Below are 12,836 nucleotides of genomic sequence, written 5' to 3'. Positions count from 1 at the left end.
AGCGCGGGCCGAGGAAAAACTTAACGTCGTGTCCGGGATTAGTTGACCACTACAGCCGCTTGGCGGTGATGTGCCGATATCTGCCAGCTACCAGATACACGGGCATTATTCAGGAAGCGAACAAGCGTGCTTAAGACTATGGGGGCAGACCACTAATAGCCCAGCGCAGGGCAAGCCTGCTCACCACAAAAACCTGGTGTTCTCAGGTTATGTTTTCACCGAACGCGTTGTGTAGAGCCTCTTACCCCAATCTCACCTTGAGCAAACCCGGCTAGGCACGCGCGCCCCGCTATAGTCGACTCTATCGCCGACCGCCCTTCCAGGAGTTTCTCCCAGTGTCCGAAACGCCGACCCACCTCGCCTACACCAAGCGCTTCAACGCCGTCCTCGCCTACATCCAGGCCAATCTCGAAGGCGACCTGTCGGTGAATACGTTGAGCCGGGTGGCGAATTTTTCGGCGTTTCACTTCCATCGACAGTTCACCGCGTTCGTCGGCGTGCCGGTGTCGCGTTATGTGCAACTGATGCGCCTGCGTCGTGCGGCCCATAGCCTGGCGACCGCTGCCGATTATTCGGTGCTGGAGGCCGCGCTCAGTGCCGGTTTCGATAGCCCGGAGGCATTCAGCCGGGCGTTCCGGCGGGCGTTCGGTATGGCGCCGAGTGCGTTCAGGAAAGCGCCGAACTGGCAGACCTGGAATGCGGTGTTCGCTATCCCTCACTTTTCCAGGACGATCATCATGCAATTACGCATTGTAGAATTCCCCGAAACCCGGGTGGCCGCGCTTGAGCATTGCGGGCCCGCCGGGCTGGTCAATCAGACGACCAGTCGATTTATCGAATGGCGCAAGCAGAGCGGCCAGTCGCCGGTGGCGTCGAGCCGCACGTTTGGCATTCCGTATAACAACCCCGATACCACCGCGCCGGAGGCGTTTCGCTTCGCCGTTTGTGGCGGGATTGACGCGGCGGTGGCACCAAACGAGTTTGGCGTACATGCGCGCGTCATTCCTGCCGGGCGCTGCGTGGTGGTGCGGCATGTGGGCTCGCCGGATCATATCGGCGAAACCATCTATCCGATTTACCGCGATTGGCTGCCTGCCAGCGGCGAGGAGCTTCGCGACCACCCGCTGTTCTTCCATTACCTGAGCGTCTACCCCGAGACGCCGCAGGATCAATGGCAGACCGATGTGTATGTGCCGCTGCGCTAGCGGACCGATCAAGCCCGCTGGGCCTCCTGGCGCAACGCATCGAGGTGACGTTGCGCATGGGCGGCCTGGCAATAGGCGTTGAGGATCTCTGCGATCTGGTCGCAATCCAGGGTGCGGCCGCCCTGCATCAGGCCGGCGGACTGGATGCGGATCTGCGGCTGAGGCTTTTTCAGGGCCAGGGCCTGGTTGCCGAACAGCTGTCGCGCGGAGCGATGAACAGGCAGGGGCGCATCGGCACGCAAAATCAGTTTCTGCACCGTCAGCCAGCCTTCCTCACTGATGGAAACATCGACAATGTCCACCAGATCCACCGGCGCGCTGAGGGTGTCCACAAACAGCTGGCGGCGGGTCAGGCGCATAAAGGCGTGTTGCCCGGCGTTGCGGTGCTGCCACGTCAACAACACAAACAGCACCGCCATCACTGCGGCACACACGCCCAGGCCGGTGGAGCCCCGGTGCAGCGCGAACCCCAGCAGCGCCAGGGAAATCAGTAAAAACAGCGGGCCGCGCACCTTGTACCGGCGCGAGTTGGTGAATTCGGTCTGCTCGGGCACGCGCTGGATAACCTGCTCGAGTTCGGCGACCGCACGCTCGCGCTGAGCGTCGCGGGAATCGGCGTATTCCTGGCTGAGTGTGCTGGCCAGATCCGACAGCGGATCGGAGGGTTGGGTCATGGGTCATTCTCCTTGGGCGATGGATAGTGGCGGTGATAAGGGCTGCGCGGCAGGCGCGGACGACGCCTGGGTGAGCTGGCTGAACCAGTGGCGGTCGTGTTCGGTGGGCACGCGCGTGGCCTCGGCCAGCAGGGCGTCATCCAGCACCACGCCCAGTTGCTGCAGGCGCAGCACTGTCGGCGGGTGCGTATCGAAAGGGTGCGCAATGGCATGGTCCAGCGCCGCTTCGTTCAAGCGCAGCGGTGTGCGACGCAGGTGGTCGGCCAGGGCCTGGATCAGGTTGGGGTGACGCTCGCTGAGCAGCGTGTTGATTTCGGCGTCCAGCGCGATAACCCGTAGCAGCGCCTGGCAGAACAACCGCTCGCCACCGATGTTGCCGCCCACCCGATCCGCCAGCAGTTCCTGGGCGCGGCCCCAGTGGTGCACTGCCAGTTGAAAGTGGTGCAGGAAACGCTGCGTCATCCAGATTGCCGGGCGCTCGATCCACGCCGGGTCGGCATCCCCCGCACTGATAAACGAAAAGTGCACGCACATCAGGCTGAAATGCGCGCCGATTTCGCTGCCGCGCTCGGTGTCGCGACTGCTGAAATGCCCCAGCTCATGGCCGATGATCGACGCCGTCTCGGCCTGGCTCAGGGTTGAGAGGTACGTCAGCGGCAGGTAAAGAGTACGCCCGGTGAGCAGATCACCGGCCGGTTGCAGCGCCACATCGACACTGGTGACAAAAAACGATTGGTCGATGCCCACCACGATATGGTCGGGCACCGGTGCGCCGGCGGTATGGGCCAGTTGTTCGATCCAGCCCCACAAGGCCGGGGCCTTGTCGCGCCCCATGGCTTGCCCCAGAAACGCCGAGGACGGCCGGTCCAGGGCGTGCCATTGCCGGCGCAACCGCTCGATCAGCAGGCACCCGACCCACAGCACCGCAATCACCGGCACCGCCACCAACAGCATGAACCAGCCGCCGGCCTTGAAGTGGCTCCAGCCCCAGCTCAATTCATATAGCAGGCTTACCGCCAGCGCGCCGACCAACAGCCCGGTGTAGGCCACCAACCACTGCCCCAGGGCACGCCAGCAGAGGAACAGGCGGTCGTAGAGAAAGTCCCTGGATTGCCGCGCGCGCCAGGCGTCCAGCCGCAGCTTCAGCCACGTCGCAGGCCCTGCCACCAACGCGGCGAGGGCCAGCCAATACGCCAACCCGGCCAGAGCCTGACGCACGCGGAGCCAGGCGTAGTCGCTGCCGATACCCTGCGCCTCGCGCAGCACTTCATCGGCGCGCCAGCTCTGCACACTGGCCCACCCCATCAGGGCCAGCGGCAGCAGCAGCATCGTCAGCGCCCATGACCACCGTCCGAATCGGCTCATTGCTCAATTGGCCTGCAGGTAGTCAGTCAGGAACGCCTGCGCATTGCCTTGGCTGGACAGGAATTCGTCATAGCCGACATTCAACGCTTGAGCTTCGCCGGGCAAGTACAGCTCGCCCCAGCCCTGTTGCAGCACCAGCACCACAAACTTCTGGCCGTCCACGGTGGTGGAATAGCGGGTGTCCTTACCGGTCTTTTCCACGGCCATTTTCTGGATCTTCATGTTCCAGTCGTGGTCTACGCCCTCCACTTGCACCAGCGCCTGATTGTCGCTGCGTGCACCGATGCGCAGGGTCCAGACCTTCACACCGCCCTCGCCAGCGTAGGCCAGCACTTTTTCCGCGACTTCCGGGCGATTGTCAGCGTGGGCGATCCCCGCGAACACGGCCAGCACCAAGCCCAACAGGGCCGCCCATTTGCGATAAATCAACATCATCGGCTTCCTCGACAGTTCAAAGCCGACCATTGAAATCAACGCACAAGGCTCTGCCAAGCGGTGCGGCCGCTGCGCACAACAATAAGGCCGTGGCTCACAACAACTGATCCCTTTGCGTGATGTCGGTATGATGCAACGTTGCCAACCAGCCTTGACGGAGGCTTTTTCAATGGACCGCCGTAACCCGTATCTGGATACCCAATTCTGCTTCGATCACCCGGAGGCCCTGGACCAGGCCGGCGTATTCGACGACAGCGCGCGGCAAGTCATGGGCAGCGCGATCGGGCATTACCGCGCGCAGACGGTGCGGTCGCACTTGCAGTATTTCGACTGTGACCTGCAGTTCCCCGAACCGTTGAGCATCCACAAGGTGCTGCCCGACAGCCTGTGCATCGTTCAGGTATTGGGTGGGCAGTGGCAACATCGGGTGGACGGCGTGCTGAATGAATACACCCCCGGCGCGCCCCATGTGCTGGGCTTGAGCGAAAGCATGGAAGCCATGGACCAGATGCCAGCGGGCAGTGGTGCGCGCATGGCCGGGCTGCGCATCGGCGGCGACTACCTGCGCGAAATGGCCGAAGAAGACGCGTCACTGCAGCCGTTGGCGTCTCTGCTCGATGATGGCATGCACTTTTCAGCGCTGAACGGCTGCCGCGCACTCGGACGTTTGCTCGAGCGGCTTTATCATTCGCCCTACCAGGGCGCGCTGGAGCGGCTGAATCAGGAAAGCCTGAGCCTGGCCGTGCTGGTCGAACTGGCCACGCATCTGGCGCCGCAGCCGGCCAAGCCCGTGGCCGCGTTGCGCAGCCATTCGGACCTGGCGCACGAAGCACGCTTTCAGCTCGACGCCAACCTGATGAACCCGCCCGGCACGCTGGCGCTGGCCCGGGAGCTGGGCGTGGGGGAAACCACCCTGAGACGCGCCTTCAGCCGCGTGTACGGCCAGTCGATGCTCGATTACGTGCGCCAGCAGCGCCTGGAACTGGCGCGCACCCTGCTGCGCCAGCGCAAATGGCACGTGGCGCAGATTGCCCACCGCTTGGGGTACGCCAACCCGGCCAACTTCAACCATGCCTATAAGGCGCATTTCGGCCATCCGCCGGGGGCTGAGTCCTGATATTCGGTGCGCCTATTCAGCCGCCTTGCGCACCAATACGCCAAAGAGTTCGCCTCTGGGCATCCTGCTCAGCGCAATGTCGGCGTCCTCGAACCACTCCTGCCCCGCCTCCGGATGCGGGCCGCTCAGCACCACCACACCTTTCGCATAGGTGTACCGCGCCGCCGCGACATCGCCATTGGCATAGGTGGCAATCACCGTATACGGCGCGCGCGCATCGGCCTTGGGAAAATAAGGTCCATCCTGATAAAACACGCTGTCGGCCTTGCCATCCCAGACCACCCTCACCGCCGCGTCCTCAATGCCCTTCACTTCAAAACCAGGCCGCCCGGCTTCGGAATCAAGGTCGTAGCGGATCAAACCGAAGTTGCCCTTATCGGCCAGATAAGCCCCCATGCACAACCCCAGGTAGCGCCCGCCCCTGGCCACGTATTCGCGGATGGCTTGCACGCGCGCCGCACCTAAACTGTCCAGCGCCGCAGGAATGTCCTGGCCTCCGCCGGGCTGAACATACAGGTCATAACGCGCGAGGGTTTGGGGGGTGATGTCGACCGCTTCGTCAGCCCCCACAAAATCGATCTGGTAATCGGGGCTGAGCCGCAGCAACGCCTGTTTGACGTTTTCGGAACAGTCCTCACAGCCCGCCGGGCCACGGTAGATGGCGACATGTGTGAGGGGTGTAGCGGCTTGCGTCCAAGGCGAGTGCAGCGTAACGAGTGCGATAAACACGGCGGCGATGGCGGGGAGCTTCATGCTTGCAGGCTCATTCAACGTGGGGTCGGGTCGGTAAGAAGCCTAACGCGAAGCCATCAAGCAATACGTAAACAGTTGTAAATCGGCCTGAGATCCTGATTGGCGCCGGTCACTGCACCTCCTCCGACGGCGCGCCGTAAGCCTCGCCGATCTCCACCCGGTCGGCCTTGACCCAACCGGTGTAGTCCTCGCCATCCTTGGCGACGAAGTTCACTTGCACCCACGACTGGTCTTCCAGCATGGCGTAGACCGTCAGGCCGTCACCGGGGATCACGAACAGCGTCTTGTTGGCACAGGCCTCATCCGGCGCGGTATGAAAATGCGCACGCCCGGTGCCGATCACCTTGCCCTGCACCGAAGGATGAAACTCAGGCGCCGTGCCGGAGATTTTTTCCGCCAGGGCGGAACAGTCGACGGCGGCCTGGCTCAGGCCGCTGAACAGACACAGGCACAACAGGCTCGAACGCAGAGGCATGGGGCGAATTCCGTGGGATGTAGCGTGGGCGTGTGATGGCAGAAATTAGTGGATAAACCAAGGCGACACCAGCGTTATCTCCGGGTGTCATGGCGCCGGCTTCGCCGCCAACCGCAGTTTCGATTGATCCCAGCGGCCCCTCAAGGTGCTATGGCTATTGCTTGATTCGACCTCTATCATGCCCACGCACGGAAGCCCTCCCATCAAGGAAAATGAGATGAAGTCATTAATAGCTGCGGCCTTATTGGCAATCCTTGCGGGTTGCGCGTCACAGGGTAAAAGTGATCAGCAGATTGTTCTGGAAGCTTCCGACATCCACGTCATGACGCTCGCAGCCGGCCAAAACACGGTCAGCTTGCCCACGGTAAAAATCCCAAGTCATGGTCTGATCGGCGACAGCATCTCGATTGCGGCGGGAGGGGGTGCCAACGCGACCCAACTTCGGCAGGCACTGGTGGGAGCAAAAAGCGCGGGGGAGAACGGATTCTTAATTATCGGCTCGGGCACCTCGCTCGACGTGGCGATTATCAAGACCGCGTTTGATTCGCTCGACTTGAGCGGCATGCGTATCTATTACTCCGGCAACGAACCTCAGAAAGATGAAGTGCGTCACGCTATCGAAACAGCTCGTGCGCATTTCCAGTACATCAGCATGCACTGAATGCCGGAGTTAACCTGAAGCAGAACCGCTCTCGCCTCAGTCCCGTGCCTGCGACAGCGGCCTGGCCACCGTCTCCAGTGCCTGCCGCTCCGCCGCCACGCCCCAGACCGCCTGCACCACCGCCGCGCCACACATGAGCACGGCGCCGATCAGATAGCCGATCAACAAACTGCCGCGCTGTTGCGTCTGGATAAGTTGCCCGAACAAGGTCGGCCCGATGATCCCGCCCAGCCCGGTGCCGAATGCGTAGAACACGGCGATGGCCAGTGCGCGGATTTCCAGGGGGAAGGTCTCGGCGACGGTCAGGTACGCCGAGCTGGCGGCAGCCGAGGCGAAGAAGAAAATCACCATCCACGCGATGGCTTGCTGGGTCACGTCGAACCAGCCTTGCGCAAACGCGTACCCGCTCAACGCCAACAGCACACCGGACACCGCATAGGTCAAGCTGATCATCACGCGCCGGCCGATCACATCGAACAGCCGCCCCAGCAGCAGCGGCCCGCAGAAGTTTCCCAGAGCCAGCGGCAGCACGTACCAGCCGACCTGTTCGGCGGGCACCTGGTAGAAGTCGGTGAGCACCAGGGCATAAGTGAAGAAGATCGCGTTGTAGAAAAACGCCTGGGCGGTCAGCAGGGTCATGCCCACCAGCGCGCGGCGGCGAAAACTGACGAACAGGGTGTGGAAGATTTCGCCCAGCGGCGTGTGGTCGCGTGGGTGCAGGCGCAGGCCGGGGCCGCTCACGGCAGGCAAAGCATGGCTCTGGTGGCGCAGCCGGGTTTCGATGCCTTCGACGATGCGCCGGGCTTCGTCGTGCTGGCCGTGAATCAACAGCCAACGCGGGCTTTCCGGCAGCCACAGGCGCATGACCAGAATAATCAGGCCCAGCGCAGCGCCGATGCCGAAACACAGGCGCCAGCCGAGGTCGCCGCCGACCACGTTCGGGTCAAGCAACACGATAGCCCCGCCGGCGCCCAGCGCGGCACCCAGCCAGAAAGTACCGTTGATGGTGAGGTCGACCCAGCCGCGATAACGCGCCGGGGTGAATTCCTGGATGGTCGAATTGATCGCCGTGTACTCGCCGCCGATGCCCATGCCGGTAAGGAAGCGAAACAGCAAAAAGCTTTCCAGGCTGAAGGAAAACGCCGTCGCTGCGGTGGCACCGATGTACAGCCACAAAGTGATGAAAAACAGTTTGCGTCGCCCCAGGCGGTCGGTGAGCCAGCCGAACAGCAGCGCCCCGAGCACGGCGCCGGCGATGTACACGCCGCCGGCCAGGCCGATGTCGAAATTGCTCATGCGCAGGTCAGGGCTGTTTTTCAAGGCCCCGGACACCGAGCCGGCCAGGGTCACCTCCAGGCCGTCAAGCAGCCAGGTGATACCCAGCGCAAACACCAGCAAGGTGTGGAAGCGGCCCCAGGGCAAGCGGTCGAGCCGCGCCGGCAAGTCGGTTTCAAAGACGGCGCCGGGTGTGCCGGCAGGCAGGTGTTGATCGGTCATCGCGACATCCCTGGTGCAGAACCTATGAAGTAGGAGCCAAGCGGCGCCGCAGGAGTTCAAAGTCTTGGAACGCAGCGCCCTGCGCCACAGTCGGAACAACACCTCCCGGCAAAGAACCAGCCCCATGCCCTTCAAATCCAGCGCCCTCGCGACCCTCCTCACGTTAACTGCCAGCGCCGCCGCGTGCGCCCAGGAGCCGCTGCGCCTGGAAAACCTCAAGCGCTGCGGCAACCTGCTGGAGAACCGCCAACAGGACTGGTGCCTCAGCATACGTGGGCTAGGCGCCGCCACGCCGCAGCTGAAACTGGCGGGCAAGGCGCTGCCCGCGCCAGCCGTTGAGCGTGATGGCGACACCCTGCGCCTGCACCTCGACAGCAGCCACTACCAGAGCGGCCCGTTATGGCTGGAGGACGGCCCGCGCACCAGCAACGCAGCCTGGCTGACCCTGCGTCACAGCCACGTGGTGGCCGCACGACCCGATGAAGTGGCGAAGAACATGGACGGCCTGACCACCTATGTCGACCTGGTCAGCGTGCTGATCGAAGAAGACCAGAACGGGCGCCAGGAAGCCGAGCGTCTGGCGCGCAAGTATGGAGCGACGGTGGTCGGAGCCATCGCGCCGCTGAATGTCTACCAGCTGCGAGTGCCGGCCAAAGACCTGACGCAGCGTGACGCACTGGTGCTGCGCCTGGGCAGCGAGACCGGGGTGGATGCGGTGGTGATCGAAGAGTCCGGCGCCGAAGAGCAGGAACAGGCCGCGCCCCAGGCGAAACCGAACAAACCCGCGGCGGACTCCGACGAGTGGGCCGCCAACCGTTTTCTCGATGCGGTTGCCTACTATCAGCGACGCATTCCCGGTCACCACACACCGATTACGCCACAACCGATCCGCATCGGCGTGATCGAGCGCGGTGTGGATTTCGACACTGCGGACTTCGCCGACGACCTCGGCGCCTGTTCGCCCAAGCGCACCTGCGTCTACGCCCGCGACAGCACCAAGCCCGACAGCCATGGCACCACCGTGGCCGGCATCCTCGCAGCGCGCTGGGACAAGGGCGGCAACCGCGGGTTCCTGCGCGGCCTGGATAAGGCCAGCGGCGGCTTCGAGGTCATCGTCGACCGTAATTCCGACGCCGGCATCACTGCCAACATCGCAGCTTCGGTCAACCTGGTGGAGGACGGCGTGCGGGTGCTGAACTGGAGTTGGGGTATCCATCGCGTCGGCACCCAAGACGTCAATGGCAAGGAGGTCGATTCCCTGGTGCGCTCGGGAATCGCCATGGGCGGCTATGAGGAACTGCTGGAGGAGTTTTTCCTATGGCTGCGCAAGGAGCATCCCGACGTGATCGTGGTGAACTCGGCCGGCAACGGCTCGTCATTCTCCGGCACCGATGACTACCGCCTGCCCTCCTCGTTCATCACCGAACAATTGCTGGTGGTGGGCGGGCATCAGCGCAGCGAACGCGCCGACGTGGCGGTGGATGACCCCGGCTATGCGGTCACGCGCACCTCTTCGAACGTCGACATGCGCGTCGACATCACCGCCGCCGCTTGCACCCACGCCTCGACCCCGGGCGCTGATGAGCAAGGCGCCGTGCATTGCGGCACCTCGTACGCGACGCCGATGGTCGCCGGCCTCGTGGCGGCGATGCTGTCGATCAACCCGCAGTTGCAGCCCGAGCAACTGCGCATGCTGCTGCGCCGCAGCGCCATGACCATCGGTGACAACCACGACTTCGAACGCAGCGACGCCCAGGACCTCACCGCGCCGATCCTGCCCTCGGAACGCAACTATCAGCTTAACGACAAAGATGTAGGACGCTCGGCCCGCCTGGACATGCAAAAAGCCCTGGACCTGGCGGTGCAGAGCCGAACGCGGGTGCGCTGAAGCGCCGGGCCTTCAAGCCCGGCGAACAGGCCATGGCAGCGGCACGGTCGACGCCACTGCCGCCGGCATCATGCGGTCATTTGGCGAACGCGTACTCGCCGCCCTGCTCCACCGCGTTGCGATAGGCCGGGCGCGCCTGCAGGCGCTGCAGCCACGCCGCCAGGTGCGGGTAGGCTTGCAACTTGCCCTGTGCCTGAGCGATTTCACCGATGAAACTCATCTGGATATCCGCGCCGCTGAAGTCTTCACCCACCAGGTAAGGGGTGCGCTCCAGCACGTCGTTCAGGTAGCCGAGGTAGTTGGCCAGTTCCGATTCGATTCGCGGGTGCAACGGCGCGCCGGCATCGCCCAGGCGCCCCACATACAGGTTGAGCATCAATGGCAGCATCGCCGAGCCTTCGGCGAAGTGCAGCCACTGCACGTATTCGTCATAGGTGGCGCTGGCCGGATCGGGTTGCAGGCGGCCCTGGCCGTGGCGGCGGATCAGGTAATCAACGATGGCGCCGGATTCGATCACCACATGCGGGCCGTCCTCGATGACTGGGGACTTGCCCAGCGGGTGGACCGCCTTGAGTTCAGGCGGCGCGAGGTTGGTCTTGGGGTCGCGCTGATAGCGCTTGATCTCGTAAGGCACGCCCAATTCTTCAAGCAGCCACAGGATGCGCTGGGAGCGCGAGTTGTTCAGGTGGTGGACAGTGATCATGCAAACTCCGCGAACGACAGTAGGTGTGTAGCAACAGACTACGCCAACGCGCCCGAGTGCCGTCTATTAAGCACCTGAATGAGGCGAGTGCAGCCGAGCCGTTTCGCCCTCAACCGTTGACCATCGCCCACAGCGAAGCGCCGACGCCGGTGATGCTTTCCCCGGCGATCAAGCCGGCTGCGGCGGTGATCGCGAAGCGTTCGGTGAGGCTCGGCCAACGGCAACTCATCAGCCAGGTGAGCACGGCGCCGAGGGCCATCATCAGCGACACTGACGCGGGCAGCACGAACGCCAGGCCCAACGCGGCGGCGCTGGGCAGGTAACGCGTACGGTGCGCGGGCAAGGTGCTGTCCAGAACGCCGAGCAGTACCCCGATCACGCCACCCAACCCAATCGCCCAGCGGATACTGATCGACAACGAGTCAAGCCCATGGGTCAGGGTTTGCGCCACGGCTTTCCAGGTGGCGACGGCCGGAGCAGGCCACTGCTCGGTCAACAACATGGTCTGCGGGTCGGGGATCAGCGCCAGGTAGGCAAATACGCCGACGATACTGCCGATAAAAATGCCCAGGATCTGCGCGATCACCTGCTTGTGCGGCGTGGCGCCAATCGCCTTGCCCACCTTGAAATCATTCATCAGGTCGGTGCACTGCCCGGCTGAACCACCGGCGGTGTTGGCACTCATCAGGTTGATCGGTACCTGGCCCGGCGCAACGATGCCAAAACTCAGCTGGGACAATTGCCCGATGGCGCCAATCGGCGGAATACCCGTGGCGCCCACAACCCGCGCGGCCACGGCGGCCAGGCAAATGGCCAACGGAATGGTCAGCAGCGCCATCCACAGGTTGATGCCGAACAACAGCGCCTGCAGGCTGACCACCAAGGCAATCGCCAGCACGAATCCAGCGGCCGGACCGGGCTTGGGCACACGCCAAGCCTGCGCCCCGGTAGAGCGGCTGGACGCATATAGCGCCCACAACCGAATGGCCAGGGACGCCAGGGTCGAACACACCATCAGGCTCACGCCCGGCCACAACAGCCATTCCACCAGCGCGGCAAACTGCGGGCCGGTGCTGCCGGCGGGCAGCGTCACCAAGCCTTCGGCAAGCAGCCATGGCGCAAGCCCACCCCACGCGAGCAAGGCGCCGAGCAATAGCGTCAGACCGACGCGAAGGCCGATGATGCCGCCAAATCCCACCAGCAACAGCGAAGGGTCGGCAGTGAACGTCAGGCGCTCCAAGTGAGCGCTCGGCGACCAGCGCGGCAGCGCCCACAGGAACGTGTCGACCCACTTGACCAGCCCCGACAACACCGCCGCGCCCAGCAGTACTTTCAAGCGCGTCGCGGCCTCGCGGCCGTGGTTGTAGATGTGCAACAGGGTTTCCAGAGTGGCCATGCCTTCGGGGAATTTCAGCCCGTCGTCATTGAGCAACGAGGGCCGCAGGTACCAGGCGATCCAGATCCCCAGGAAACTCACCGAGAACACCCAGGCGATCATCGGCAACGCGTCCAACTGGTTACCGGTCAGCAAGGTATAAGCCGGGATCGGCGCCACCAGCCCGCCGGAGATAATCGACGCGGCGGCCGAGGCGACGGTCTGGTTGATATTGCTTTCATGCAACGTCCACGGCAGCCCCTGCGACGAACGCCGCGCCAGGCCTTGCCAGATCGCATAACCGACCAACAGGGCGATGATCGACATATTGAACGACCAACCGATTTTCAACCCGGCATAGACATTGGAAGGCGTAAGCAGGATACCGAGCAGCGTGCCGGTGACGACAGCACGCAGGCTCAGCTCGCGTTGGATAGGGCCGTGCTCAGGGAGCGCTGGCGGGGTGGAAGGCATGCGGAGTCCTTTCAGCAAAAAAAGAGCGACCCAACAAGTGAGCCCCCTCAGCCTCGAAGGTTCCTGAAACGACACCCGAACCTCTGTTTGTGCTGAGCGGACTTGCTGCTATGAACAGCCTTGTTGGATTGAGAGAGCTTGATGTGGTTGTGGTGAGCGGGGCTTGCTGTGGTGAGCGGGCTTGCTGTGGTAATGGAATGGACGCCCCCTTCCT

The 12,836-nt window shown here is 63.5% G+C and carries 12 protein-coding genes; 4 read left to right on the top strand and 8 right to left on the bottom strand.

Annotated features, from left to right (window positions below; genetic code table 11):
• Window positions 1-335 precede the first annotated feature (335 nt).
• On the top strand, window positions 336-1,205 hold the full coding sequence (locus QRN10_RS23325) for an AraC family transcriptional regulator (protein WP_285429251.1): 870 nt from the start codon (window positions 336-338) through the stop codon (window positions 1,203-1,205).
• A gap of 8 nt (window positions 1,206-1,213) precedes the next feature.
• Here QRN10_RS23325 and QRN10_RS23320 read toward each other — a convergent pair whose 3' ends face one another.
• From QRN10_RS23320 to QRN10_RS23310, 3 genes are read right to left on the bottom strand one after another with little or no spacing between them, the layout of a single operon-like run.
• Window positions 1,214-1,879, bottom strand: a complete 666-nt coding sequence (locus QRN10_RS23320; RefSeq protein ID WP_285429250.1) for a hypothetical protein — start codon at window positions 1,877-1,879, stop codon at window positions 1,214-1,216.
• Between the two features lie 3 nt (window positions 1,880-1,882).
• Complete coding sequence (locus QRN10_RS23315; RefSeq protein WP_285429249.1) at window positions 1,883-3,244, bottom strand: M48 family metallopeptidase; 1,362 nt, start codon at window positions 3,242-3,244, stop codon at window positions 1,883-1,885.
• 3 nt (window positions 3,245-3,247) lie between these two features.
• Window positions 3,248-3,676, bottom strand: coding sequence for a hypothetical protein (locus QRN10_RS23310; protein WP_181081486.1), 429 nt, complete (start codon window positions 3,674-3,676; stop codon window positions 3,248-3,250).
• Window positions 3,677-3,848: 172 nt separating this feature from the next.
• On the opposite strand from QRN10_RS23310, the gene QRN10_RS23305 reads away from it, so the two are divergent.
• Complete coding sequence (locus QRN10_RS23305) at window positions 3,849-4,796, top strand: helix-turn-helix transcriptional regulator (RefSeq protein WP_181081485.1); 948 nt, start codon at window positions 3,849-3,851, stop codon at window positions 4,794-4,796.
• A 12-nt stretch (window positions 4,797-4,808) separates the two neighbouring features.
• Here QRN10_RS23305 and QRN10_RS23300 read toward each other — a convergent pair whose 3' ends face one another.
• A complete protein-coding gene (locus QRN10_RS23300; RefSeq protein WP_285429248.1) occupies window positions 4,809-5,549 on the bottom strand; it encodes a BPL-N domain-containing protein in 741 nt (246 codons plus the stop codon).
• Window positions 5,550-5,658: 109 nt separating this feature from the next.
• Window positions 5,659-6,024, bottom strand: coding sequence for a hypothetical protein (locus QRN10_RS23295; protein ID WP_181081483.1), 366 nt, complete (start codon window positions 6,022-6,024; stop codon window positions 5,659-5,661).
• A 217-nt stretch (window positions 6,025-6,241) separates the two neighbouring features.
• On the opposite strand from QRN10_RS23295, the gene QRN10_RS23290 reads away from it, so the two are divergent.
• A complete protein-coding gene (locus QRN10_RS23290; RefSeq protein WP_285429247.1) occupies window positions 6,242-6,685 on the top strand; it encodes a hypothetical protein in 444 nt (147 codons plus the stop codon).
• A gap of 36 nt (window positions 6,686-6,721) precedes the next feature.
• On the opposite strand, the gene QRN10_RS23285 is transcribed toward QRN10_RS23290, so the two are convergent.
• Entirely contained in the window at window positions 6,722-8,182 is a 1,461-nt protein-coding gene (locus QRN10_RS23285) for an MFS transporter (RefSeq protein WP_285429246.1), read from the bottom strand.
• A 124-nt stretch (window positions 8,183-8,306) separates the two neighbouring features.
• On the opposite strand from QRN10_RS23285, the gene QRN10_RS23280 reads away from it, so the two are divergent.
• A complete protein-coding gene (locus QRN10_RS23280; RefSeq protein WP_181081481.1) occupies window positions 8,307-10,070 on the top strand; it encodes a S8/S53 family peptidase in 1,764 nt (587 codons plus the stop codon).
• Between the two features lie 76 nt (window positions 10,071-10,146).
• Here QRN10_RS23280 and QRN10_RS23275 read toward each other — a convergent pair whose 3' ends face one another.
• The gene (locus QRN10_RS23275; protein WP_181081480.1) at window positions 10,147-10,773 is read right to left on the bottom strand and encodes a glutathione S-transferase family protein; all 627 of its coding nucleotides are present in this window, start codon (window positions 10,771-10,773) and stop codon (window positions 10,147-10,149) included.
• 109 nt (window positions 10,774-10,882) lie between these two features.
• Window positions 10,883-12,622 carry an OPT family oligopeptide transporter gene (locus QRN10_RS23270; RefSeq protein ID WP_285429245.1) on the bottom strand — a complete coding sequence of 580 codons (1,740 nt, stop codon included), beginning with the start codon at window positions 12,620-12,622 and terminating at the stop codon, window positions 10,883-10,885.
• Between the last annotated feature and the right edge of the window lie 214 nt (window positions 12,623-12,836).

Source organism: Pseudomonas sp. lyk4-R2A-8, from assembly GCF_030209095.1.
GTDB classification, from domain to species: domain Bacteria; phylum Pseudomonadota; class Gammaproteobacteria; order Pseudomonadales; family Pseudomonadaceae; genus Aquipseudomonas; species Aquipseudomonas quebecensis.
Note: the sequence above shows the minus strand (reverse complement) of the source record. Positions and strands in the feature narration are given on the sequence as shown.